The sequence below is a fragment of the Streptomyces sp. NPDC001787 genome, from assembly GCF_040297465.1.
In the GTDB taxonomy this organism is placed as follows: Bacteria; Actinomycetota; Actinomycetes; order Streptomycetales; family Streptomycetaceae; genus Streptomyces.
This window is the reverse complement of record NZ_JBEOZE010000005.1, coordinates 91136-115355: the sequence shown is the minus strand read 5'-3', so window position 1 is coordinate 115355 and position 24220 is coordinate 91136. Positions and strand designations below refer to the sequence as shown.

Here is a 24220-nt window from a genome sequence, read left to right as displayed (position 1 = left end):
GGCCATCGGATCACCCATTCAAGTGAATAAGCGTCTTTTCATACGGCCTGTCGCGCAGTGATTGCAGGGCTGCGTGCGAATTTGGCGGCGCCGTCGGCACTTCAACGCAAACAACCTGCAAGGAAGAGGGTGGGCGGATGATGGCCGCCACGAAGAGGATGGCCTTTGGCGTCATGGCCATGGCACTGATCACGGGTCTGGCGGGATGTTCCGGCGCGGAGTCCGGTGACAGCGGCTCCCGGGCGTCCGGTGCGGGCGCCGAGAAGAAGGCGCAGGAGGCCAAGCAGAACGGCCCGGCCGCTCCCAGGAACGCGGTGGAACTCATCGGGGACGGCTCGACCGCCTTCACCGGTGTCCAGCCGAAGCTGCCGGTGGCCAAGCGCCTCGCGCCCGGCCAGAAGCCTCCGCAGTTCGTGGTGTTCTCCTGGGACGGAGCGGGGGAGGACAGCCAGAAGCTCTTCTCGCACTTCCGCGGTGTCGCCAAGAAGTACAACGCCAACATGACCTACTTCCTCAGCGGCGTGTACCTGCTGCCCGAGGAGAAGAAGGCCCTCTACGACCCGCCCAAGCACTCGGCGGGCCGCTCGGACATCGGTTTCAACGACACCGAGGGCATCCGCGACACCCTCACCGAACTGCGCGCCGCGTGGCAGGACGGCAATGAGATCGGCACCCACTTCAACGGTCACTTCTGCGGCAAGGACGGCGGGGTCGGGACCTGGTCCGTCGAGGAGTGGAAGAGCGAGATCGCCCAGGCCAAGTCCTTCGTCAAGGAGTGGAAGACCAATACCCCGGAGCTCAAGGCCGAGGCCCCGCTGCCCTTCGACTACGACAAGGAACTCGTCGGCGGACGCACCCCCTGCCTCGAAGGGCAGAAGAACATGGTCGCCGCAGCCCGGACTATGGGCTTCCGTTACGACTCCAGCGGGATCGGCAATCAGGTCTGGCCCGAGAAGAAGGACGGCATCTGGGACCTGCCGCTCCAGCTCGTCCCGGTGCCCGGCCGTGCCTTCGAGACCCTCTCGATGGACTACAACTTCATGTTCAACCAGTCCGGCACGACGCAGGGCGACCCCGACCAGCACGAGTACTGGGGCAACCAGATGCGCGACGGCCTGCTCCAGGCCTTCGACCGCTCGTACAACGGCAACCGTGCGCCGCTGATCATCGGCAACCACTTCGAGTCCTGGAACGGCGGCACGTACATGCGTGCCATCGAGGAGACGGTGAAGACCGTCTGCACCAAGGAAGGCGTGCGCTGCGTGTCCTTCCGGCAGCTCGCCGACTGGCTCGACGCGCAGGACCCGGCGACGCTGGCCAAGCTGTCCACCCTCGGCGTGGGCGAGGCGCCGAAGGGTGGCTGGACCTCCTACCTCACCGCCCCGGCGGCGGCAGCGTCCGCGAAGCCCGCCGAGAAGGGCACGGAAAAGAGTGCCGAGAAGGGTGCCGGTAAGAGCGAGGGCGATGAGCCCGCGGAGAAGGGCGGCGAAGTGAAGGCCGCCCCCGCGAAGGCGGAGGGCCACGCCGTCGAATAGCCCGGGACGCCGGACCGGTCGGGTCGCCCCGGCCGGCCGGCCGCGCGGCTACGCGGGTGCGCTGACACCCGCCTGTGCGCACCGCTCGTCGAGCACGAAGGCGGGGTCGACCTGGGCAGCCAGGTCGGCGCCCGTCTTCTCGTTGCCCCAGCTCTCCGCGTTCTTCAGATGGAAGTGCACCATCTGGCGCGTGTAACGCTCCCAGTCCCGCAGTTCGTACGAGTCCTCCGCGGCGTCCTGGAGGGCCTGCAACGCCATCCGGTTGTCCGCCTCCAGCAGATCGAACCGGGACGGGCGGCCCTTCTCCATTGCCCGGACCCAGTCGGACTGCCCCACCCCGACGAGCAGGTCGTCGCCGACCTCCGCGCGCAGGAAGTTGAGGTCGTCCTGTCCCTGCACCTTGTTGCCGACGACCTTCAGCGCGATGCCGAAGTCCCGGGCGTACTCCTTGTACTGGCGGTACACCGACACCCCCTTCCGGGTCGGTTCCGCGATCAGGAACGTCATGTCGAAGCGGGTGAACATCCCGGAGGCGAACGAGTCCGACCCCGCGGTCATGTCGACCACCACATATTCGTCCGGGCCGTCGACCAGGTGGTTGAGGCAGAGCTCGACCGCCCCGACCTTGGAGTGGTAGCAGGCCACACCGAGGTCGGACTCGGTGAACGGGCCGGTGGCCATGAGCCGGATCTCCCCGTCGTCGAGCCGGACCGTGCGCGCGCACGCGTCGTAGACGGGGTTGTCCTCGCACACGCGCAGCAGCCGCGACCCCTCGCCGGGCGGCGTTGTCTTGATCATCGTCTCGGCGGAGGCGATACGGGGATTGCTGCCCCGCAGATAGTCCTTGATCAGAGGCAGTTGCGCACCCATCGCGGGCAGCGCGGAGGCCTCTTCCTCGTCCAGGCCCAGCGCGGCCCCGAGGTGCTGGTTGATGTCGGCGTCCACGGCGAGGACGTGGGCTTCATTGGCAGCGAGGTGGCGGATGAAGAGCGAGGACAGCGTGGTCTTGCCGCTGCCGCCCTTCCCCACGAAAGCGATCTTCATGTTCACCTAGGGTAGCCGCATGAACGCGCACCGCTGCCATGGTTCGTGAAGAAGACCACTCCAAGGCGGTACGGGTGCAAGGGGCGCGTAGCCTCGCTACTTATGAGTACGACTGCCTCAGACCCGCTCGCCGCCCTCGGTGCCCTGCCCGGGGTCACCGACGCCGTGGACTCCGTACGCAAGGCTGTGGACCGGGTCTACGGCCATCGCGTGATGCGCCGTCGCAGCAACGAGGTCACCGCCGAAGCGGCGCTGCGCGGCTCGCGCGGTTCCGCCGCGCTGGCCGGTGCCGACTGGAATCTGGAGGAGGTGCGCCGGCGCACCGACTTCCGTGGTGAGGACGAGGCGCGCACGGTCGGGGCGGCGCTGCGGCTGACCGCGGAAGCCGGCCAACTGCTCTCCATCTGGCGGCAGTCGCCGCTGCGCGTCCTTGCGCGACTGCACCTGGTGGCGGCCGGTGGCGCGTCTCCCGACGACACGGTCGGACGGCCGCGCCTGGCCGGTGAGCCCGTCGACGAACCGCTGATCGAGGCGCCGCTGCCGAGTGCCGACGAGGTGGCCGGGCGGCTCGAAGGTCTCTCGCGGCTGATCATCGAGGGCGGTACCGCCCCGGCGTTGGTCACCGCCGCGGTCGTGCACGGGGAACTCCTCGCCCTGCGTCCCTTCGGCTCCCGCAACGGCCTGGTCGCGCGGACGGCGGAACGGATCGTCCTGATCGGCAGCGGGCTGGACCCCAAGTCCATCTGCCCGGCGGAGGTGGGCCACGCGGAGCAGGGGCGCGCGGCCTATGTCGCGGCGTTCGAGGGCTATACGGCCGGGACGCCCGAGGGCATGGCCGCCTGGATCACCCACTGCGGACGCGCGGTGGAGCTGGGAGTGCGGGAGTCGACCGCGGTGTGTGAGGCGCTTCAGCGAGGTGCCGCGTAGGGTCTGCGCGCATGGCGGTCGGGGTGGTGAACGGGTTGCGGCGGTACCGTCTCCGGTACCGCCGCTGGCACGTCCACCCAGTTACCAAGCGTCCTCGGAATATGCCCATCAGGTCGGGAACCTTGCCCGTCACCTGGTGCGGCTGGCCCGTAATCGACGGGTCGACGTCGCGTGGGTGCTCGGTTTTCGTGCGCGGTCCGTGGGGCCTTGCTGCGTGAAGGTGATCCTCTCGGATGTCCCTGGTCTCGCGGGCCGTTGAGTCCTTTGTACTCCAGTACCAGGGGAAGGGAAAGCCCTGGCTCCACTTCTTTACTTTTAGGTTCAAATAAGGGTGAATCGGGCGGGTCTGGCGGGCGGCTTTACGGACCCGCGCATCACGCGGAGAGTGCGCCGGCGGTGCGCCGGCGATTGGCGTACCAGACCAGCCCGGCGGCGACGGCCGCCGCCCCGACCGCTGCTGCGGCCACGAGCGCCGGGCGTGGCGGCATCGAGAAGGCGGGCAGGCGCTGCTTGAGTCGAACCGGCCGGTCGAAGACGAGAATCGGCCAGTCCCGCAGGGTCGCTTCGCGCCGCAGCGCCCGGTCCGGGTTGACCGCGTGGGGGTGTCCCACCGACTCCAGCATCGGTACGTCGGTGGCGGAGTCGCTGTAGGCGTAGCAGCGCGAAAGGTCGTACCCCTCCGACACCGCGAGCGCCTTGACCGCCTCTGCCTTGGTGGGGCCGTACGCGTAGTACTCGACCTCGCCCGTGAAGCAGCCGTCGTCGCCGACGACCATCCGGGTGGCGACGACCCGGTCGGCGCCGAGCAGCTCGCCGATCGGTTCGACGACCTCGGCGCCCGAGGTCGAGACGATGACCACATCGCGCCCCGCGGTGTGATGCTCCTCGATGAGGGTGGCCGCCTCGTCGTAGATGATCGGGTCGATCAAGTCGTGCAGGGTCTCGGCGACGATCTCCTTGACCTGCTGGACGTTCCATCCCTTGCAGAGCGCGGAGAGATATTCGCGCATCCGCTCCATCTGATCGTGATCTGCGCCCCCGGCAAGGAACACGAACTGTGCGTACGCGGTGCGCAGTACGGCACGGCGGTTGATCAGTCCGCCTTGGTAGAAGGACTTGCTGAAGGTCAGAGTCGAAGACTTCGCAATGACCGTCTTGTCCAGGTCAAAGAAGGCTGCTGTACGCGGCGAGAAGCAGTTTTCCACAAGGCTGAGCATAGGGGCCCACCATTCGGCGTAAACTCCGGCGCGTGGGTTTGCCTGAGAAGGCCCTCGGGTACACCATGGAAGTCACGGATCGTTCGCGACCGTGCTAACCCGGTCCGACTCCTCCCCCCCCCCGAGTCGGCCGTGGGGACGACCCCCGCTCTCCCCCCCGGCGGGGGTCGTCGCATGTCCGGATGCGTTTCTGGCGCTCGGATTCATGATTCCCCTCCTTCCTGGGTCTGCGCCGCCCTGGCTCTTGCCGCGCTCTGCACACTCTCTCTCGTCACCGTGTGTAACGGAAGGGCTGCGCTCCGGAAGTCACCGGTATGAGCTACGGAGTTATTCACAGAGCCGAAGTTGTCCACAGTTTTTCAGCAAGATCCACATGTTTTTCCGAGGTGTTGCACGTTGATTCCACCCGTGAAGTCCGCGGGTTCCGGAATCGCGCATCTCGGAACGCTCCGAGATCGCCGCGAACCGCACTGAAGGGCAGTGAGAAGGGGCGGAGACCGTGGCTGGATCCCTCGCACGAGAAGGTCTGCCGATCGCCGAAGGGCGGCGGGGCGGACCGTTGATCGTGACCGAAGACGTGGAGTTGCTCGATGATCTGCTGCGGCTGTGCGCGGCGGCCGGGGCGGAACCCGAAGTTCATCACGGGCCACCGGAACGAAGGGGCGGCTGGGAGCAGGCTCCGATGGTCCTGGTGGGCGACGACGCGGCCGCGCGATGCCGCGGTGCCGCGCGCAGACGAGGTGTGCTGCTGGTCGGACGGGACCAGGACGACCCTGACGTCTGGCGGAAGGCGGTGGAGATCGGGGCCGAATACGTGTTGCGGCTGCCCGATTCCGAGAACTGGCTCGTCGACCAGATCGCCAATGCTTCCGAGGGGGTGGGCAGGCCCGCGCTCACCGTCGGGGTGATCGGCGGGCGGGGCGGCTCCGGCGCGTCCACGCTGGCCTGCGCCCTCGCGGTCACCGCGGCGCGGTCGGGCCGCCGGACCATGCTGATCGACGGTGACCCGCTCGGCGGTGGCATCGATGTGCTGCTCGGAGGTGAGCGGGCGGAAGGAATGCGGTGGCCGGATTTCGTCCATTCCAAGGGGCGTCTCGGCGGTGGGGCTCTGGAGGACTCGCTACCCGCACTGCACGGACTGCGGGTGCTCAGCTGGGGCCGGGACGATGAGGTCGTCATCCCGGCGCAGGCGATGCAGGCCGTGCTCGCCGCCGCGCGCCGTCTCGGCGGGGCGGTCGTCGTGGATCTGCCCAGAAGGGTCGACGGGGGCGTCGCGGAGGCACTGGCGCAACTGGACCTCGGCCTGCTCGTGGTCCCCGGCGAGCTGCGGGCGGTCGCGGCGGCGAAGCGGGTGGCGGCGATGGCCGGAATGGTGCTGGACGACATCCGAGTGGTGGCGCGGGGGCCCTATGCGGCGGGTCTGGACGGACAGTGGGTCGCGCAGGCGCTCGGTCTGCCTCTCGTGGGTGAGCTTCCGCTGGAATCGGGGCTGCTGGCAGCCCAGGACGGCGGTGTGCCACCGGGTGGCGGTGCCCGCGGGCCGCTGGCGCGGTTCTGTGAAGCCTTCTGGGACCGGGCGGACGTCCGGTACGGCAGTGGTCTGACCGTCGGCACGACGACCGGTCCGGCCGGGGGAGGCCGGTCATGACGGAGGCCTTGCTCGACGCCGTGCGGCAGCGGCTGGCGCGCAGCGGTGCGCCACCCACGCCCGCCGGAGTGGCGGCCGCGCTGCGGGCCCAGGGGCGCCTGCTGGGCGATGCGGAAGTGCTGGGCACGGCAGAGCAGCTGCGCGGTGAGCTGGTCGGAGCCGGGGTGCTGGAGCCGTTGCTGGCCGATCCGGCGGTGACCGATGTGCTGGTGTCCGCACCGGACCGGGTGTGGGTCGACCGAGGCCGCGGGCTCGAACTGACGGGGACCGTCTTCCCGGACGCGGCGGCGGTGCGGCGGCTTGCGCAGAGGCTCGCGGCGGTGGCCGGGCGGCGGCTGGACGACGCCCGGCCGTGGGTGGACGCGCGACTGCCCGACGGGACCCGGATGCATGCGGTGCTGCCCCCGGTCTCCGTCGGTTCGACCTGCCTGTCCCTGCGCGTCGTGCGGCCCCGGGCCTTCTCCCTGACGGAGCTGGTCGCGGCGGGGACGGTGCCGCCGGGCGGCGACGGAATTCTCCGGGCGCTGGTGGAGGCCAGGATCTCCTATCTGATCAGCGGGGGGACGGGAGCCGGGAAGACAACGCTGCTGGCCAGTCTGCTCGGAGCGGTCGGCGCGCATGAACGGATCGTGCTCGCCGAGGACTCCGCGGAGCTCCGGCCGGACCACCCGCATGTGGTGCGCCTGGAGTCCCGGCCCGCCAACCAGGAGGGCGCGGGGCAGGTGAGTCTGCGGGACCTGGTGCGGCAGGCGCTGCGGATGCGCCCCGACCGGCTGGTGGTCGGGGAGGTGCGCGGCGCCGAAGTGACCGACCTGCTGGCCGCGTTGAACACGGGGCACGAAGGCGGGTGCGGCACCGTGCACGCGAACGCCGCAGGGCATGTACCGGCCCGGCTGGAGGCCTTGGGCACGGCGGCGGGCCTCGACCGGGTGGCGCTGCACAGCCAACTGGCCGCCGCCCTCTCGGTGGTGGTGCATCTCGTCCGGGACCGGTCGGGCCGGCGGCGGATCGCCGAGGTGCACGTCCTCGAACGGGACGCGGCGGGGCTGGTGGTGACGGCGCCCGCACTGCGCTGGGGTGCCGACGGCTTTGTGCGGGACCGGGGCTGGGAGCGGCTGGGGTCCCTGATCGGCGGTGCCTCATGACAGGCGGGGCATCGGCGTACACGGTGCAGGCGATGGCGGTCTGTGCGGGTTCGGCGGCCTGGCTGGCCGCGGTGCGGGACCCGGGTGCCCGACGGGCGAGTGCGCTGTTCATGGGTGGGGCGGCGACGCCCCGGTTGCCGCGGGAGGGCCTCGACGCCGTGCGGGCGTTTGTCCTGGGGCGGCGGGAGTGGTGGTCCGTGCCGGTGGCGGTGGTGCTCGCCGCGCTGGGGGAATCGGTGCTGCCGTTGTTGGCGGGGGCGGTGGCGGTGCCGCTGGTACGGAGGTGGCTGCGGGCGCGCTCCGGGCGGCGGGACCGGGAGCGGTCGGCGGAGGCGGTGGCCGCCCTGTGCGGTGTGGTGGTGGGGGAGCTGCGCGCCGGACGGGAGCCGGGGCAGGCGTTGCTGGCCGCCGTGCGGGAGACGGAGGGGTCGGCCGGGGCGATGGGCGGCGCGGAGGCCGCGGTCCTGGCGGCGGCGCGGTTCGGCGGAGATGTGGCGGGTGCGTTGCGGCAGGCGGCGGACGGGCCGGGCCTGGGCGGGCTCGCCGGAATGGCGGCGTGCTGGCGGGTGGCGGTGGACGGCGGGGCCGGTCTTGCCGCCGGTCTGGACCGCCTGGAGGGGGCGTTACGGGCCGAGCGGCGCCGACGGGAGGAGTTGCGGGCCCAGTTGGCGGGCGCCTGGTCGACGGTCGTGGTGCTGGCGCTCTTGCCAGTCGCCGGCCTGGGTCTGGGCGCGGCGCTCGGGGCGGACCCGCTGGGGGTTCTGCTGCACAGCGCGGGCGGGCTGGTCTGCCTGGCGGTGGGTGGAGCCCTGGAAGCGGCCGGGTTGTTCTGGGCGAACCGGATCGTACGGGGAGGGGAGGCGGCATGAACGTGACGGCCGGAGAGATGCCGCGCGACCTGGGTCTGTGGGGAGCACTGGTGGCCGCGGTCGCGCATCTGGTCCTGGCCTGGGCCGGGTGGCGACGGGAACGGGCGGCGCGTGGACGGGGAACGGTGCTGCTCGCGGCCGGGGTCGCCCGGCCGGTGCACCGGCGGAGCCGCGCGGGGTGGAGGGGACGGAAGGGGGTGAGGGGCGATGGCGGCCGGCTGAAGCGGTGGGCGGCGCCGGTCGGGGCCTTCGCGGTCGGGTGGATTCTGGCCGGCGGGCTCATCGGGTGCGCGGTCGGTTCGGTCGCGGCGTACGGAATGTGGCGTCGCCAGCGGACCCGTGAGGCACGCCGACCGGATGCGACGGAGGAGGAGAAGGCGCGGATGGCTCTTCAACTTCCGCTCGCGGCTGATCTGTTGGCGGCCTGCATCGCGGCGGGAGCGGGGCCGCGTGAGGCCGCGGAAGCCGTGGGGGAGTCCCTGGGCGGCCCGGTCGGCGACCGCCTGATCCGCACGGCGGTGGAGATCCGGCTGGGCGGTGAACCGTCCCTGGCATGGGGTCGGTTCGGGGAGATACCGGGTGCCGGTCCGCTTGCCCGCTGTCTGTACCGGGCCGGGGCGACCGGGGCTCCGGCGGCGGAACCGGTCGCCAGGCTGGCCGAGGCGATGCGCGCCGAGAGAGCCGGTGCGGCCGTGGCGCGGGCCCAACGGGCGGGTGTGCTGATCACTGCCCCGGTCGGACTCTGCTTTCTTCCCGCCTTTCTGGCGGTCGGGGTGGCACCGGTGGTGATCGGGCTGGCGACCGGACTGATGGGCGCCGGCTGAGCCGTCCCGGGGTTTCCCTTCCGTGATCAGGAAGGGGGAAACAAGAGCGAACTTCTCTTTTCTTCGCGGGTGTTGTGTTCGGCACCCGCTCCGCAGCGATGTCAACCGGGGGTTGAAATGAGCAATCAAGTCAGGAAATGGGCCCGGACCGCACTGTGCCGCACACGTTCGGCGACGTGGCCACCGGAGTGGCCCGCGGGGTGGCAGGCAAGGTGGTCGGGCAGGCTCGGCCGGTCCGACCGCGGGATGACGACGTCCGAGTACGCGGTGGGGACCATCGCGGCCTGTGCCTTCGCGGCGGTGCTCTACAAGGTGGTCAACAGCGGACCGGTGCTGTCGGCGATGCAGTCGTTGATCAAGGACGCGCTCGATGCGAAGTTCTGAGGCCGGGCCGGCCGGACGGTGCGGCGGGCGGGAGCGTCCGCCGCACCGGGACCGGGGCGCGGTGACAGCGGAGGCGGCCGTGGCCATTCCGGTGCTGGTGGCGTTCGCCATGGCGCTGGTCTGGGCGTTGGTGGCGGCCTCCGCGCAGATCCGGTGCGTGGACGCGGCGCGGGCGGGGGCGAGGGCCGCCGCCCGTTCGGAGCCGGAGGCGGCGGTGCTGGCGGCCGCCCGTGACTCGGCACCGGACGGGGCCCGGGTCGGAGTGGAGAGGGCCGGGGAGTTGTGGCGGGTACGGGTGGAGGCGCCGACTCCGGGGCCGGGTGTGCTGGCCCTGACCCTGACCGCCGAGGCGGCGGCGCTGGCCGAGGACACCGTGGGGGTCGCGCCGTGACGAGGCCGGGGGAGCGGCGCGCCTGTCGGAGGGAGGGACGAAGCCGGAGATACCGAAGCGGGGAGGCGCGCGGGGACCGGGGGGTGGCGACGGTGTGGGTGGCGGTCACCACGGTCACCCTGTGCTCGGTGTTCGCGGCTGTGCTGGCCCTGGGGCAGGCCGTCGCCGCTCGGCACAGGGCGGGCGGGGCGGCGGACCTGGCGGCCCTCGCGGCGGCCGATCAGGCACTTCGGGGGACCGCCGCGGCGTGCGGAACCGCGCGCCGGGTGGCCGGGGCGCAGGACACGGAGGTGGTCCGGTGCGTGGTGCGGGGGGAGATCGCGGATGTGACGGTGCGGGCGGGCTTCGGCCCGTACCGACCCGCGGTCAGGTCCCGCGCGGGACCTCCTGGGCCGACGGGGCTCCCACCGGCCCCGGAGGGAGCCTTTGCGGGGACTGGGGGGCGGCCGGAGCGGACTGGGGACGGTCCTCGGGGTTCTCTGGGCCCCGGAGGCTCCACGGGTGCTGGGACGACGGCCAGGGAGCCGCCTGTCGCCTCTCAGACGCCCCCGTAGCTGCCGGTCTGGCTCCAGGGGCACTCCTGGGCCGGAAACGGCTGAGAGGGCGCCCTGTGGCTTCCTGCGGCCTCCGTGGCCTCTGCGCAGGTCGTGCCGGCTGGTCGGGCCGGCAGGTCGTGCCGATCGGCGATGGTCCACTCGGGGGCGACGGCGGGCTCGTCCGGGGACGCGTGGACAGGGTCCCGCAGTGCGCTCCGGCTCTGCGCCGGCCCCGCGGCCGAGCCCGACCCGTTCCTACGTCTGGTCCCGGTCCGTCGGCTCGCCGGTGTCCTTCGACGCTTCCGGGGCGGGTGGTGCGCATCTCAGGAGCTCGGTGAGGAGACGTACGGCGCCACGCTTGTGGAGCGGTTCGTTGCCGTTGCCGCACTTGGGGGACTGGATGCAGGAAGGGCAGCCGGCCTCGCACTCGCAGGACGCGATGGCCTGGCGGGTCGCGGTCAGCCACGTACGGGCCGTGTGGAAGGCCCGCTCGGCGAATCCGGCGCCGCCGGGATGCCCGTCGTACACGAAGACCGTCGGCAGCAGGGTGTCCGGGTGGAGCGGGACGGAGACACCGCCGATGTCCCAGCGGTCGCAGGTGGCGAAGAGCGGCAGCATGCCGATGGACGCGTGCTCGGCGGCATGCAGCGCGCCCCCGAGGATCTCCGGATTGATCCGGGCGGCGTCGAGCTGGTCCTCGGTGACCGTCCACCAGACGGCGCGGGTGCGCAGGGTGCGCGGTGGCAGGTCGAGCTTGGTCTCGCCCAGGACCTCCCCGGTGATCAGTTTGCGGCGCAGGAAGGAGACGACCTGGTTGGTGACCTCCACGGAGCCGAAGCAGAGCCGTCCGTCCCCCCAGGGGATCTCGGTGTCGGTCTCCAGAACGGCGATGGCGGTGGTGTCGCGGGCGGTGGTGGAGTACGGCGGACCGGCTTCCTCGACGAGTGCGACGGAGTCCTCCAGGTCCAGCTTCCGGACCAGATAGGTGCGGCCCTGGTGGAGGTGGACAGCGCCTTCGTGGACGGTGGTGTGCGCGGCCGACGCGTCGACGGTGCCCAGGAGACGGCCGGTGCCCTCCTCGACGATCTGGACGGGCCGGCCGCCCTCGCCCCGGATGTCGGTGAGGTCGACGGCCCGCTCGCGGCGGGTCCAGTGCCAGCCCGACGTCCGTCTGCGCAGCAGCTTCGCGGCCTCCAGCTGCGGCAGCAGATCGGGGACGGCGGGCCCGAAGAGCGCGATGTCGGGTTCGGTGAGCGGGAGCTCGGCCGCCGCGGCGCACAGGTGGGGGGCGAGGACGTAGGGATTGTCGGGGTCCAGGACGGTCGATTCCACGGGTTGCTGGAACAGGGCTTCGGGGTGGTGGACCAGGAAGGTGTCCAGCGGGTCGTCCCGGGCGACCAGGACAGCCAGGGCGCCCTCGCCGGAGCGCCCGGCGCGGCCCGCCTGCTGCCAGAGGGAGGCCCGGGTGCCCGGATATCCGGCGATGACGACCGCGTCGAGACCGGAGACGTCGATGCCGAGTTCGAGAGCGGTGGTGGCGGCCAGGCCGAGCAGTTCGCCGGAGTGCAGGGCGCGCTCCAGGGCGCGGCGTTCCTCGGGCAGGTAGCCGCCCCGGTAGGCGGCGACCCGTTTCGGCAGGGAGCCGTCCACCTCGGCGAGGCGTTCCTTGGCGATCACCGAGATGAGCTCGGCGCCGCGCCGGGAGCGTACGAAGGCGACCGAGCGGACGCCCTGAAGAGTCAGGTCGGTGAGGAGGTCGGCCGTCTCGGCGGTGGCGGTGCGGCGGACGGGAGCGCCCTTCTCGCCGTGCAGCTCGGTCAGCGGGGGTTCCCAGAGGGCGAAGACCAGTTCGCCGCGCGGCGAGGCGTCGTCGGAGACCTCCTTGACCGGCAGGCCGGTGAGACGTCCGGCGGCGACCGAGGGCTCCGCCGCGGTGGCGGAGGCGAGGAGGAAGACGGGGTCCGCGCCGTAGCGGGCGCACAGGCGCCGCAGGCGGCGCAGGACCTGGGCGACATGGGAGCCGAAGACCCCGCGGTAGGTGTGGCACTCGTCGATGACGACGAAGCGCAGGGCGCGCAGGAAGGAGGACCAGCGCGGGTGGGACGGGAGGATTCCGCGGTGCAGCATGTCCGGATTGGTCAGGACGTAGTTGGCGTACTGGCGTACCCACTCGCGTTCCTCGACGGGGGTGTCCCCGTCGTAGACAGCGGGCCTGATCGCGTTGCCGAGCGGCGCCGCGAGTGCCTTCACCGAGCGGCGCTGGTCGGCGGCGAGGGCCTTGGTGGGGGCGAGGTAGAGGCCGGTCGCGCCCCGGCCGTTCGGCGCCTCTGAGCCGTCGAGGAGGGTGCTCAGGACCGGGGCCAGGTAGGCGAGCGACTTGCCGGACGCCGTGCCGGTGGCGATCACGACCGATTCGCCGTCCAGGGCGTGCTCGGCGGCGGCGGCCTGGTGCGCCCACGGATGGTCGATTCCGGCGTGGCGAATCGCCGCGATCACTTCTGGCCGGATGCGATCCGGCCAGATGGCATGGGTTCCCGCACGCGGGGGCAAGTGCTCCGTATGAGTGATGCGCGCGGCCCGGCCCGCCCCTGCGGCGAGCCGGTCGAGGATCATGGCGGGAGGGGGGCGGTAGTCCCCGCTCTCGGGTGGTCGACTGGGGCGGTGATTCCTGGCCATCGGCACCGAGTGTGTCACTGGCGTGACGGACAATGGTCCCAAGGCGTCGTGCATGGCTGCTGGTAAGTGATTGAATGCCATCGCGGCTGGCGATCCGTCCCCTGGCTCCGTCGGGGAGACCGAGGGGCGACCGCTCGATAGCAAGGTGCTGGAGGATCCGTGGACCTGTCCCTGTCGACTCGCAATGTGTCCGGCCCTGGTGGCGACCGTACGGTCGTCGAGGTCGGTGGCGAGATTGATGTGTATACCGCGCCCAAGCTGCGCGAGCAGTTGGTCGAGTTGGTGAATGACGGCAGCTACCACCTGGTTGTCGACATGGAAGGTGTCGACTTCCTCGACTCCACCGGCCTCGGCGTGCTCGTGGGTGGCTTGAAGCGTGTCCGGGCCCATGAGGGCTCGCTGCGCCTGGTCTGCAACCAGGAGCGCATTCTCAAGATCTTCCGGATCACAGGTCTGACCAAGGTGTTCCCGATTCACACCACGGTCGACGAGGCTGTCGCGGCCACCGACTGACGTCGGCGCAGGCCGGCCTCGGCCGGCAGGCAGGCAGTGGACAGACCGGCAGCGGCAGCAGGCAGGCCGTGGCGGGGCAGGCGGTCGACCTTCGGTCGGCTGTCGGCTTTGTCGGCTTCCGGAGGAGGAGAGCAGGGGTACCGGGCGACACGCCCGGACCCCTGAGACGCACGCCCGAACGTTCGAGGGGGATCACATGGCCACCGTTGAACTCCGCTTCAGCGCTCAGCCTGAACATGTCAGGACGGCTCGCCTCGTGGCAGCCGCCGTGGCGCGCCGGGCCGGAGTGGACGAGGCGGTGCTCGACGAGGTCAGACTCGCTGTCGGCGAGGCGTGCAGCCGCGCCGTCGGGCTGCATCGCAGCCATGGCATCACCGCTCCGGTCAGCGTCGTGCTGACGGATGAGGACAAGACGTTCTCGATCGAGGTCGGTGACGAGGTTCCCGGTCCCGGGAGCGCCGCCGCCGCAGGGGCGGGAGGACGTGGTGCCGCCCGCGAGGTGGGCCTCGACGAACCCGACCCCGAAACCGAGGGTGAGGGCGAGGACGAAATGGGACTCGCGGTCATCAGCGGGCTGGTCGACGACGTGGAAGTCCGCTCGGGCGCGGATGGCGGAGTGATCCGGATGAGCTGGCCGACCGCCCACACGACGGCGCTTTCCTGAGCTCCCTGGCTCCCTGGCTCCCTGGCTTCCTGAGCTCCCTGGTTCCCTGAGCTTTTGTGCTCCACGAGCGGTCCCGTGCTCTCCGCGCTTCCGTGACGCGGCCCGGGTACAACCAGGCGTGTCCTGGGCGCGTACGCGTCCTGGGCCGGTAGGCGTACGGTGCCGCGAGCGCCGACCGATGTCGCGTACGGGCGTCCAGTCCGCTCGGAGGCCCGGCCATCCGGTGTCCGGCCGGTTCTGCGCCCGGTTGTTTCCGGCACCTCGCTGTCCGCCCGGGTGCGCCTCCGCGGTCGTATGCGTTCCCGATGTTTCGATTTTCCGGGCCCTGCTGAGCAGGGCCCTTTTCCTTTGTGTGTGAACAGTGATCTCCCGGCAATGAGCCTGCCCCATTACTGCATTCGGGAAGATTCGGTGGCCTGATCTTTTGGCGTTGGGGGGAGAGAAGTCAATTCCGTTCCCCGCCCACTGTTTTGATCAGGTTTCGCTCCCTACAATCCGTCCACGTCTTGAGCGCTGAGCGTCAAGGAGGACGTATGGCGGAGTTCTTCACCACACCCATGGCAGTACCGACGCAAGAATCCGCACTTTCCGACCGTCCGGCCGCACTCGCGGCGGCGGTACTCACCGACGGGAACCGGCTGATCGTCATCGCCACCGTCGTCGTCGCCGTCGCCGCACTGGTCGTCGCCCGCCTGCTGGTACGCCAGGTCCTGGCGGCCGGTGAGGGCACCGAGCGGATGAAGGAGATCGCGGCCGCCGTGCAGGAAGGCGCCAACGCCTATCTGGCCAGACAACTGCGTACGGTCGGAATCTTTGCCGTGGTGGTGTTCTTCCTGCTTCTGTTGCTGCCCGCCGACAACTGGTCGCAACGTGCGGGGCGTTCGCTGTTCTTCCTCGTGGGTGCGCTTTTCTCGGCGGCCACCGGATACATCGGGATGCGACTCGCGGTGCGCAGTAATGTGCGCGTGGCCGCTGCTGCGCGTGAGGCGACTCCGGCGGAAGGCGAACCGGAGAAAGATCTCACCACTGTTTCGCACAAAGCGATGAAGATCGCTTTTCGTACCGGTGGCGTGGTCGGAATGATCACGGTGGGTCTCGGGCTGCTCGGTGCCTCCTGTGTGGTCCTCGTCTATGCCGCCGACGCGCCCAAGGTGCTGGAGGGATTCGGCCTCGGGGCCGCGCTCATCGCCATGTTCATGAGGGTCGGGGGCGGCATCTTCACGAAAGCCGCCGATGTGGGCGCCGACCTCGTCGGCAAGGTGGAGCAGGGCATCCCGGAGGACGACCCGCGCAACGCCGCCACCATCGCCGACAACGTGGGCGACAACGTCGGTGACTGCGCGGGCATGGCCGCCGACCTCTTCGAGTCGTACGCCGTGACGCTCGTGGCCGCGCTCATCCTCGGCAAGGCCGCCTTCGGGGACTCCGGACTGGCGTTTCCGCTGATCGTTCCGGCCATCGGCGTGGTCACCGCGATGATCGGGATCTTCGCGGTCGCCCCGCGGCGCACCGACCGCAGCGGGATGACCGCGATCAACCGGGGCTTCTTCGTCTCCGCGCTGATCTCACTCGTCCTGGTGGCGGTCGCGGTGTTCGTCTACCTCCCCTCCTCGTACGCCGGACTGGACGGCGTCACCGATGCCGCCATCACCTCGCACGGCGGTGATCCGCGGATCTTCGCCCTGGTCGCCGTCGCCATCGGTATCGTCCTGGCAGCGCTGATCCAGCAACTCACCGGCTACTTCACCGAAACCAACCGCCGCCCCGTCCAGGACATCGGGAAGTCCTCGCTGACGGGCCCGGCGACGGTGGTGCTCGCGGGCATCTCGATCGGCCTGGAGTCGGCCGTGTACACCGCGCTGCTGATCGGCCTCGGTGTCTACGGGGCCTTCCTGCTCGGCGGGACGTCGATCATGCTGGCGCTCTTCGCGGTGGCCCTCGCGGGGACCGGGCTGCTGACCACCGTGGGTGTGATCGTGGCCATGGACACATTCGGTCCGGTCTCCGACAACGCGCAGGGCATCGCGGAGATGTCCGGCGATGTCACCGGCGCCGGTGCCCAGGTCCTGACCGACCTGGACGCCGTCGGCAACACCACCAAGGCCATCACCAAGGGCATCGCCATCGCCACCGCCGTACTGGCGGCGGCGGCGCTCTTCGGCTCGTACCGCGATGCCATCGCCACGGCGGTCGACGACGTGGGGGCCAGGACCGGTGAGCTGGGGCTGAGTCTGGACATCTCGCAGCCCAACAACCTCGTCGGCCTGATCCTCGGTGCGGCCGTCGTCTTCCTCTTCTCCGGGCTCGCCATCAACGCGGTCTCCCGGTCCGCCGGGGCCGTGGTCCACGAGGTGCGGCGGCAGTTCCGTGAGCATCCCGGGATCATGGACTACACGGAGAAGCCGGAGTACGGGCGCGTCGTCGACATCTGCACCAAGGACGCCCTGCGCGAACTGGCCACTCCCGGGCTGCTCGCCGTCCTGGCGCCGATCGCGGTCGGCTTCACCCTCGGAGTCGGTGCGCTCGGCTCCTACCTCGCCGGCGCCATCGCCACGGGCACCCTGATGGCGGTCTTCCTGGCCAACTCCGGCGGAGCGTGGGACAACGCCAAGAAGCTCGTCGAGGACGGGCATTACGGCGGCAAGGGCAGTGACGCCCATGCGGCCACGGTCATCGGCGACACGGTGGGCGATCCGTTCAAGGACACGGCCGGCCCGGCGATCAACCCCCTGCTCAAGGTGATGAACCTCGTGGCGCTGCTCATCGCCCCGGCCGTGGTGCAGTTCAGCTACGGACAGGACGCGAGCGCCGGGGTGCGGGCCGTGGTCGCGGCCTTCGCCATCCTGGTCATCGTCGGCGCCGTCTACGTCTCCAAGCGGCGCGGGATCGCCGTGGGCGACGACGACGGCTCCGGGGGAGAGGGCGGTCGGCCGGGCAAGTCGCCGGAGCCTACGGTGGCTTCGTGAACGGGCCGGTCGGGCAGGGAGAGGCCTGACCCCGGCCTCTGACCGATCGGAGGCGGGCGGACGGCACCTCACGATGTGCGGTCCGCCCCGCTGCGGTGCCGGGAGCGGTCCGCCCGCTGTGCTGCCGCGTTCCGGTCGGACGTAGTGCCTGACGCTCCGTCCGGCAGCGGTGTCCGGCGCTCCCACCGCAGTGCCCGACGCCCCAACCGCGTTGTCCGACGCCCCTGTCGCGCTGCCGGCATCCCGTCCGGACACCGGGTCTGATGATCCGTCCGGGGTGCGCTCGACCGGGACGGAAAGATCGCCCGATCGGATGGGCATTCGCATGAGTGCCCGAGCGTGTGGGTGAGTTGTATCTCCCTCATTTCCCTTGGTGCAAATGGCTTCAAAAGCACGTACATCGGATGCCCGGCACCCGGATGTCGCCCACTTGGCGTGTAAGTTCCGGGGCCGAGAGCCTTGGAAGGGACCAATCCGGTGAACAAGAAGCTTGCAGCCGCACTGTCCGGCGGTGCGGTACTCGTACTGACGCTGTCGGGCTGCAGCGACGACAGCGACGACAAGGTGAACGACTGGGCCAAGACGGTCTGCGACCAGGTGCAGCCCCAGTTGCAGAAGATCGCGAACGCCAACGCGGCCATCCAGCAGCAGACCGCGGACAACAGCAAGCCCGTGGACGTCCAGAAGACCGACTCGGCCGCCTTCCAGCAGATCTCGCAGGCGTACAAGGCGCTGGGCGCGGCCGTGGACTCGGCGGGCCCGCCGCCGGTCGACGACGGCGAGACCACGCAGAAGGAGGCCGTGAAGGAGCTGAACGCCTCCTCCGTGGCCTACGCCGGTCTGAAGACGAAGGTCGACGCCCTCGACACCGAGGACCAGGCGAAGTTCGCCGACGGTCTCAAGGGCATCGCCGACGAGCTCAACAAGATCAGCACCAGTGGTGACCAGGCGCTGAAGAAGCTTCAGTCCGGCGAGGTCGGCACCGCGATGTCCAAGCAGAAGGGCTGCCAGAAGCCGACGGCTTCGGCCCCGCCGGCCGCCGCGCCCACGGCGTCCGCACCCGCGTCGCCCTCCGCCTCGGCGGACGACAAGTCGTAACCGCGCACCGCGCGGCGAGGCCCGGACACCCCGCGCGGGTGGCCGGGCCGCTGCCGTTGTCAGTGGGAGCGGACACAATGGGTGGGTGAGTACGACCAGCCTTCCCTCGTCCGACCGTATCCCCAGCCTCCGCGAGGCCCTGCTCGCGGCGGCCTTCACCGCTGACGGGCTCCTCGAACTGCTCGGCGCGCCCGCCTACGCCGCGCTGGCCCGCAGCGAGACGGTCCCCGCCCTGCGGGCCACCCGGGGCGAAACGCCGCTCGACACGCTGGTGCGGCTCTTCCTTCTTCAGCACCCCGTCCCGTACGAGCGGGCCCACGCCGCGCTCCCTCTGGAGCAGTGCGTCGAGGACGGCTGGGTGAGTCACCAGGACGGCCTGGTGACGGCGCATGTCGACATCCGGCCGTACAGCGGTCCCGAGGGCCAGGACTGGTTCATCGTCTCCGATCTCGGCTGCGCGGTCGGCGGTGCGGGCGGCATCGGCTCGCGCGAGGAGGGGGTCGTCCTCGGTGTCGGAGGAGCGTCCACCACACTCGCCGGGATCACGGTCCGCAAGCCCGTCACCTCCGCACTCGACCTCGGTACGGGCTCCGGCATCCAGGCGCTGCACGCCGACCAGCACGCCACGCGGGTCACCGCCACCGACCTCAATCCGCGTGCCCTGGACTTCACCCGGCTCACCCTCGCGCTGTCCGGCGCCGCCCCCGCGGATCTGCGCGAGGGCTCGCTGTTCGAGCCGGTCGGCGCCGAGACCTTCGACCTGATCGTCTCCAACCCCCCGTTCGTCATCTCGCCCGGAGCCCGTCTCACCTACCGCGACGGAGGCATGGGCGGCGACGACCTGTGCCGGACCCTGGTGCAACAGTCCGGCGACCGGCTGAACGAGGGGGGATACGCCCAGTTCCTGGCCAACTGGCAGCACGTGGAGGGCCAGGAGTGGCAGGACCGGCTGCGTTCCTGGGTGCCGCGCGGCTGTGACGCCTGGATCGTGCAGCGCGAGGTGCAGGACATCACGCAGTACGCGGAGCTGTGGCTGCGCGACAGCGGCGATCACCGCACGGACCCCGCCGAGTACGCCGCCCGTTACGAGGCCTGGCTGGACGAGTTCGAGGCCCTCGGGACGAAGGCCGTCGGCTTCGGCTGGATCACCCTGCGCAAGTCCGCCGAGGCGGCGTCCGGGAATCCGTCGGTCGTGGTCGAGGAATGGCCGCACGCGGTCGAGCAGCCGCTCGGACCCGTGATCCTGGACCACTTCGCCCGCCAGGACTACCTCCGGGAGCAGGACGACGCGGCCCTCCTGGCCGGGCACTTCACCCTGTCGGCCGAGGTCGTGCAGGAGCAGGTCGGGCTGCCCGGCGCGGAGGACCCCGAGCATGTGGTGCTGCGCCAGCACCGGGGGATGATGCGGGCCACGAAGGTCGACGCGGTCGCCGCGGGGTTCGCGGGCGTGTGCGACGGTTCGCTGCCCGCCGGCCGGATCCTGGACGCCATCGCCCAGCTGATGTCCGAGGACCCGGTGCTGCTGCGCGACCGCACCCCGCAGGCGATCCGGTTGCTGGTCGAGGAGGGCTTCCTGGAGCCGGTGCCCGCAGCCGGACAGGGGAACGGATAGCCCGGACGCCGGACGGGAAGCCGGCCAGCCCGGTCCGGCGGGATCGGGCGGCCCCGGACAGGCCGGGCGGGAGGGCCGGACAACTGGGACGTGGAGTGTTCCTCCTCCCGTCCCGCGCCGGTCGCCGCGCCGCGCCGGTCGCCGCGCCGCGCCGGTCGCCGCGCCGCGCCGGTCGCCGTGCCGCGCCTGCCCGTGCCGCACCGCACCTGCCCCGGTGCCGCACCTGCCGCCGTGCCGTCCCCCGCACCTGCCCCGGTGCCGCACCTGCCCCGGTCCCGCACATGTCGCCCTGCCGCGCCTGCCCCGTGCCGCACCGCACCTGCCCCCGTGCCGTCCCGCACCCCTCCCCCGTACCGTCCCCGCGCTCCGCTCCGGATCGGCCGGGCCCTGAACCACGTACTCGACACCCCTTCTCATCAGCGCCTTCGTCCGCGCCGTCGACCCCGCTCCGACTCGTTCGGACTCGTTCCAGGGATTCCGGTCCCGTGGTCGGTGGCCTGCCGCGGTGCGGCCGGGGGAGTGCTGTTCACCCGGGGTTCGTGTCGGGGATATCCGGACGTGGCAGCCTCCCCTCTGCCGGGCGGCGACGAGCCGAACGTGTGCGGCACGAGGGTTCACGACGGGGCGAGGGGTACGACATGGAGAGCGTCTCAGCAGTCTTCGCCGGTGCGGCCTTCGCACTCTTCGGCGCCGCCCTCCTGGTCTGGACGGGGGCGCGTGCCATGCACCGCGCGCCGGTGGCCCATGGTGTGAGTCCGGTCGCTTCCACCACGCTTGCCACACTCTTCGGCGTGGTTTTCCTCGCCCTCGGCGTCTGGTGCTTCACGCTCGTCTGATCCTCCCTTCCGGCCGGGCCGCGCACCGGGCGGCCCGGCTCTCCACGGGCGCCGTCACCGCTCCCCGAAATCCGCGGCGGCGGGCCGGGACAGCACGGGCCGGGCAGTCCGGGCGGCAGGAATGGCGGAAGTCGGGTTACCGTTCGAGTGGCCGTTGCGGGCTTTTGCCGTTTGACACGGGGGCGGGTTGTACCGTCACACTCCGCAGCGACAGCACCGCGGGCAGCGTCACGGCGCTGCCCTGGATGCCCACCGAGTGTCGACCGGAGAGAAGAGCGAAGTTGTCCCCGACCAGCGAGACCGCACAGGGCGGCCGCCGACTCGTCATCGTCGAGTCGCCTGCCAAGGCGAAGACGATCAAGGGCTATCTCGGCCCCGGATACGTCGTCGAGGCGAGCGTCGGGCACATCCGCGACCTGCCGAACGGCGCCGCCGAGGTGCCGGACGAGTACACCGGTGAGGTACGCCGTCTCGGCGTGGACGTCGAGAACGACTTCCAGCCCGTCTATGTCGTCAACGCGGACAAGAAGGCCCAGGTCAGGAAGCTCAAGCAGCTTCTGGCCGAGTCCGACGAACTCTTCCTCGCCACCGATGAGGACCGCGAGGGCGAAGCCATCGCGTGGCACCTGCAAGAAGTTCTCAAGCCCAAGGTCCCCGTCCACCGCATGGTCTTCCACGAGATCACCAAGGACGCGATCCGGGCCGCCGTCGCCAACCCGCGCGAGCTGAACCAGCGCATGGTCGACGCCCAGGAGACCCGCCGTATCCTCGACCGCCTCTACGGCTACGAGGTCTCGCCGGTCCTGTGGAAGAAGGTCATGCCGAGGCTCTCGGCGGGCCGCGTCCAGTCCGTCGCCACCCGCCTCGTCGTCGAGCGGGAGCGCGAGCGCATCGCCTTCCGCTCCGCCGAGTACTGGGACCTCACGGGCACCTTCGCCACCGGCCGTGCCGGTGACGCCTCCGACCCGTCGACCCTCACCGCCCGCCTCAGCGCGGTGGACGGCCGCCGGATCGCCCAGGGCCGCGACTTCGGTCCGGACGGGCAGCTCAAGGCCTCCTCCGGCCAGACACTGCACCTGGACGAGGCGAACGCCCGCGCCCTGGCCGCCGCGCTCGCCGACTCCTCGTTCTCGGTCCGGTCCGTCGAGTCGAAGCCGTACCGCCGCTCCCCGTACGCCCCGTTCCGTACGACGACCCTCCAGCAGGAGGCGAGCCGCAAGCTGGGCTTCGGGGCCAAGGCCACCATGCAGGTCGCGCAGAAGCTGTACGAGAACGGCTTCATCACCTACATGCGTACCGACTCCACGACCCTCTCGGACACGGCGGTCTCGGCCGCCCGCGCGCAGGTCACGCAGCTGTACGGGGCGAGCTATCTGCCCGACAAGCCGCGTACGTACGCCGGCAAGGTCAAGAACGCCCAGGAGGCGCACGAGGCGATCCGCCCCTCCGGCGACCGCTTCCGTACGCCTGCCGAGACCGGACTCAGCGGCGACCAGTTCCGGCTCTACGAGCTGATCTGGAAGCGGACCGTCGCCTCCCAGATGAAGGACGCGGTCGGCAACTCCGTCACCGTCAAGATCGGCGGCCGGGCGAGCGACGGCCGGGACGCCGAGTTCTCCGCGTCCGGCAAGACGATCACCTTCCACGGCTTCATGAAGGCGTACGTGGAAGGCGCCGACGACCCGAACGCCGAGCTCGACGACCGTGAGCGGCGCCTGCCGCAGGTCGCCGAGGGCGACGCGCTGTCCGCCGAGGAGATCTCGGTCGACGGCCACGCCACCAAGCCCCCGGCCCGCTACACCGAGGCCTCCCTGGTCAAGGAGCTCGAAGAGCGCGAGATCGGCCGCCCGTCGACGTACGCCTCGATCATCGGGACGATCCTCGACCGCGGCTACGTCTTCAAGAAGGGCACGGCACTCGTCCCGTCCTTCCTCTCCTTCGCCGTGGTCAACCTGCTGGAGAAGCACTTCGGCCGGCTCGTCGACTACGACTTCACCGCCCGTATGGAGGACGACCTCGACCGCATCGCGCGGGGCGAGGCGCAGTCCGTGCCGTGGCTGAAGCGCTTCTACTTCGGCGCGGGTTCCGGTGAGGACACGGCCGGTGCCGGTGCGGCCTCCGACGCGGGCAACGGCGACGGCGACCACCTCGGCGGCCTGAAGGAACTGGTCACCGATCTCGGCGCCATCGACGCCCGGGAGATCTCCTCGTTCCCCGTCGGCAACGACATCAAGCTCCGCGTCGGCCGGTACGGCCCGTACATCGAGCGCGGCGAGAAGGACTCCGAGGGCCACCAGCGCGCCGACGTGCCCGAGGACCTGGCGCCCGACGAGCTCACCGTGGACCTCGCGGAGGAACTGCTGGCCAAGCCCAGCGGTGACTTCGAGCTCGGCGCGGACCCGGTCAGCGGGAACCAGATCATCGCCAAGGACGGGCGCTACGGCCCGTACGTCACCGAGGTGCTGCCCGAGGGCACGCCGAAGACCGGGAAGAACGCGGTGAAGCCGCGGACCGCCTCGCTCTTCAAGTCCATGTCCCTGGACACGGTGACGCTGGCCGACGCGCTCAAGCTGATGTCGCTGCCGCGCGTCGTCGGTGAGGACGCCGAGGGTGTCGAGATCACCGCGCAGAACGGCCGCTACGGACCGTATCTGAAGAAGGGCACGGACTCGCGTTCGCTGACCTCGGAGGACCAGCTCTTCGACATCACGCTCGACGAGGCCCTCGCGATCTACGCCCAGCCCAAGCAGCGCGGCCGGGCCGCGGCCAAGCCGCCGCTCAAGGAGCTGGGTACGGACCCGGTGAGCGGGGCTCCGGTCGTCGTGAAGGACGGCCGCTTCGGCGCGTACGTCACCGATGGCGAGACCAACGCGACCCTGCGGACCGACGACAGCGTCGAGGCCATCACGCCGGAGCGCGGCTACGAGCTGCTCGCCGAGAAGCGTGCCAAGGGACCCGCCAAGAAGAAGACGGCGAAGAAGGCCCCGGCGAAGAAGGCGACGGCCAAGAAGACCGCCGCCAAGACCACGGCGACCAAGACCGCCGCGAAGAAGACCGCCGCGAAGAAGACGACGACGGCGAAGAAGGCCAGCCCGGCGAAGAAGACCACGGCCAAGAAGACGGCTGCGAAGAAGACCGCCTCCGCCTCTTCGTCCGCCTCCTCCTCGTCCGCCTCCGCCTCGGAGGAATGAGACCGGCGCTCCTCGCACCGCGTACAGCGTTCCAGCACCGCCCGGCGCCTCTCCAGGTGCCGGGCGGTGCTGTGTCCGCCGAAGCCCCCAACCCGTCAGTGTCGCGAGGTCGTGCTGTCGCGGTGTCCGGGCCAGGGCCGGGGC

Annotated in this window: 19 protein-coding genes; 16 read left to right on the top strand and 3 right to left on the bottom strand. The window is 70.9% G+C overall.

The features are described 5' to 3' along the window. The first annotated feature begins 137 nt into the window (after nucleotides 1-137). Nucleotides 138-1535 (top strand): polysaccharide deacetylase family protein, encoded by a 1398-nt coding sequence (locus ABT170_RS09130; RefSeq protein WP_351865397.1) that lies wholly within the window; start codon nucleotides 138-140, stop codon nucleotides 1533-1535. 48 nt (nucleotides 1536-1583) lie between these two features. On the opposite strand, the gene ABT170_RS09125 is transcribed toward ABT170_RS09130, so the two are convergent. After that, complete coding sequence (locus ABT170_RS09125; protein WP_329942904.1) at nucleotides 1584-2579, bottom strand: ATP-binding protein; 996 nt, start codon at nucleotides 2577-2579, stop codon at nucleotides 1584-1586. Nucleotides 2580-2681: 102 nt separating this feature from the next. Between ABT170_RS09125 and ABT170_RS09120 the strand changes: the two genes are divergently transcribed. Next, the gene (locus ABT170_RS09120; protein WP_329942905.1) at nucleotides 2682-3506 is read left to right on the top strand and encodes a Fic family protein; all 825 of its coding nucleotides are present in this window, start codon (nucleotides 2682-2684) and stop codon (nucleotides 3504-3506) included. Nucleotides 3507-3880: 374 nt separating this feature from the next. On the opposite strand, the gene ABT170_RS09115 is transcribed toward ABT170_RS09120, so the two are convergent. Continuing rightward, nucleotides 3881-4723 carry an HAD family hydrolase gene (locus ABT170_RS09115; protein WP_351865393.1) on the bottom strand — a complete coding sequence of 281 codons (843 nt, stop codon included), beginning with the start codon at nucleotides 4721-4723 and terminating at the stop codon, nucleotides 3881-3883. Between the two features lie 565 nt (nucleotides 4724-5288). Between ABT170_RS09115 and ssd the strand changes: the two genes are divergently transcribed. The 7 genes from ssd to ABT170_RS09080 all read left to right on the top strand — a co-directional run bounded on the left by ssd (nucleotide 5289) and on the right by ABT170_RS09080 (nucleotide 10538). Further along, complete coding sequence (ssd, locus tag ABT170_RS09110) at nucleotides 5289-6371, top strand: septum site-determining protein Ssd (RefSeq protein ID WP_351865390.1); 1083 nt, start codon at nucleotides 5289-5291, stop codon at nucleotides 6369-6371. After that, nucleotides 6368-7516: a TadA family conjugal transfer-associated ATPase gene (locus ABT170_RS09105; RefSeq protein ID WP_329942906.1), complete on the top strand. Its 1149-nt coding sequence runs from the start codon at nucleotides 6368-6370 to the stop codon at nucleotides 7514-7516. Before ssd ends, ABT170_RS09105 begins: the two co-directional genes overlap by 4 nt. Further along, a complete protein-coding gene (locus tag ABT170_RS09100) occupies nucleotides 7513-8385 on the top strand; it encodes a type II secretion system F family protein (protein WP_351865387.1) in 873 nt (290 codons plus the stop codon). Before ABT170_RS09105 ends, ABT170_RS09100 begins: the two co-directional genes overlap by 4 nt. Beyond that, a complete protein-coding gene (locus ABT170_RS09095; RefSeq protein ID WP_351865384.1) occupies nucleotides 8382-9209 on the top strand; it encodes a type II secretion system F family protein in 828 nt (275 codons plus the stop codon). Before ABT170_RS09100 ends, ABT170_RS09095 begins: the two co-directional genes overlap by 4 nt. A 117-nt stretch (nucleotides 9210-9326) precedes the next feature. Then, entirely contained in the window at nucleotides 9327-9593 is a 267-nt protein-coding gene (locus ABT170_RS09090) for a DUF4244 domain-containing protein (RefSeq protein ID WP_443034285.1), read from the top strand. Continuing rightward, nucleotides 9580-9984: a TadE family type IV pilus minor pilin gene (locus ABT170_RS09085; RefSeq protein ID WP_351865381.1), complete on the top strand. Its 405-nt coding sequence runs from the start codon at nucleotides 9580-9582 to the stop codon at nucleotides 9982-9984. The genes ABT170_RS09090 and ABT170_RS09085 overlap by 14 nt, the downstream gene beginning before the upstream one ends. Beyond that, nucleotides 9876-10538, top strand: a complete 663-nt coding sequence (locus ABT170_RS09080) for an Rv3654c family TadE-like protein (RefSeq protein ID WP_502970493.1) — start codon at nucleotides 9876-9878, stop codon at nucleotides 10536-10538. Before ABT170_RS09085 ends, ABT170_RS09080 begins: the two co-directional genes overlap by 109 nt. A gap of 237 nt (nucleotides 10539-10775) precedes the next feature. On the opposite strand, the gene ABT170_RS09075 is transcribed toward ABT170_RS09080, so the two are convergent. Beyond that, nucleotides 10776-13277: a DEAD/DEAH box helicase gene (locus tag ABT170_RS09075; RefSeq protein WP_329942911.1), complete on the bottom strand. Its 2502-nt coding sequence runs from the start codon at nucleotides 13275-13277 to the stop codon at nucleotides 10776-10778. A gap of 78 nt (nucleotides 13278-13355) precedes the next feature. On the opposite strand from ABT170_RS09075, the gene ABT170_RS09070 reads away from it, so the two are divergent. From ABT170_RS09070 to topA, 7 genes are all read left to right on the top strand, one after another. Next, complete coding sequence (locus ABT170_RS09070; RefSeq protein ID WP_003967428.1) at nucleotides 13356-13709, top strand: STAS domain-containing protein; 354 nt, start codon at nucleotides 13356-13358, stop codon at nucleotides 13707-13709. A gap of 196 nt (nucleotides 13710-13905) precedes the next feature. Continuing rightward, a complete protein-coding gene (locus tag ABT170_RS09065) occupies nucleotides 13906-14373 on the top strand; it encodes an ATP-binding protein (RefSeq protein WP_329942912.1) in 468 nt (155 codons plus the stop codon). Nucleotides 14374-14906: 533 nt separating this feature from the next. Beyond that, the gene (locus ABT170_RS09060; RefSeq protein WP_351865376.1) at nucleotides 14907-17339 is read left to right on the top strand and encodes a sodium-translocating pyrophosphatase; all 2433 of its coding nucleotides are present in this window, start codon (nucleotides 14907-14909) and stop codon (nucleotides 17337-17339) included. A gap of 477 nt (nucleotides 17340-17816) precedes the next feature. Further along, nucleotides 17817-18437 carry a small secreted protein gene (locus ABT170_RS09055; protein ID WP_329942914.1) on the top strand — a complete coding sequence of 207 codons (621 nt, stop codon included), beginning with the start codon at nucleotides 17817-17819 and terminating at the stop codon, nucleotides 18435-18437. Between the two features lie 85 nt (nucleotides 18438-18522). Then, a complete protein-coding gene (locus tag ABT170_RS09050) occupies nucleotides 18523-20049 on the top strand; it encodes a DUF7059 domain-containing protein (RefSeq protein ID WP_351865373.1) in 1527 nt (508 codons plus the stop codon). 638 nt (nucleotides 20050-20687) lie between these two features. Next, nucleotides 20688-20885 (top strand): hypothetical protein, encoded by a 198-nt coding sequence (locus tag ABT170_RS09045; protein ID WP_329942916.1) that lies wholly within the window; start codon nucleotides 20688-20690, stop codon nucleotides 20883-20885. Nucleotides 20886-21166: 281 nt separating this feature from the next. After that, nucleotides 21167-24076 carry a type I DNA topoisomerase gene (topA, locus tag ABT170_RS09040; RefSeq protein WP_351865370.1) on the top strand — a complete coding sequence of 970 codons (2910 nt, stop codon included), beginning with the start codon at nucleotides 21167-21169 and terminating at the stop codon, nucleotides 24074-24076. Nucleotides 24077-24220: the final 144 nt, after the last annotated feature.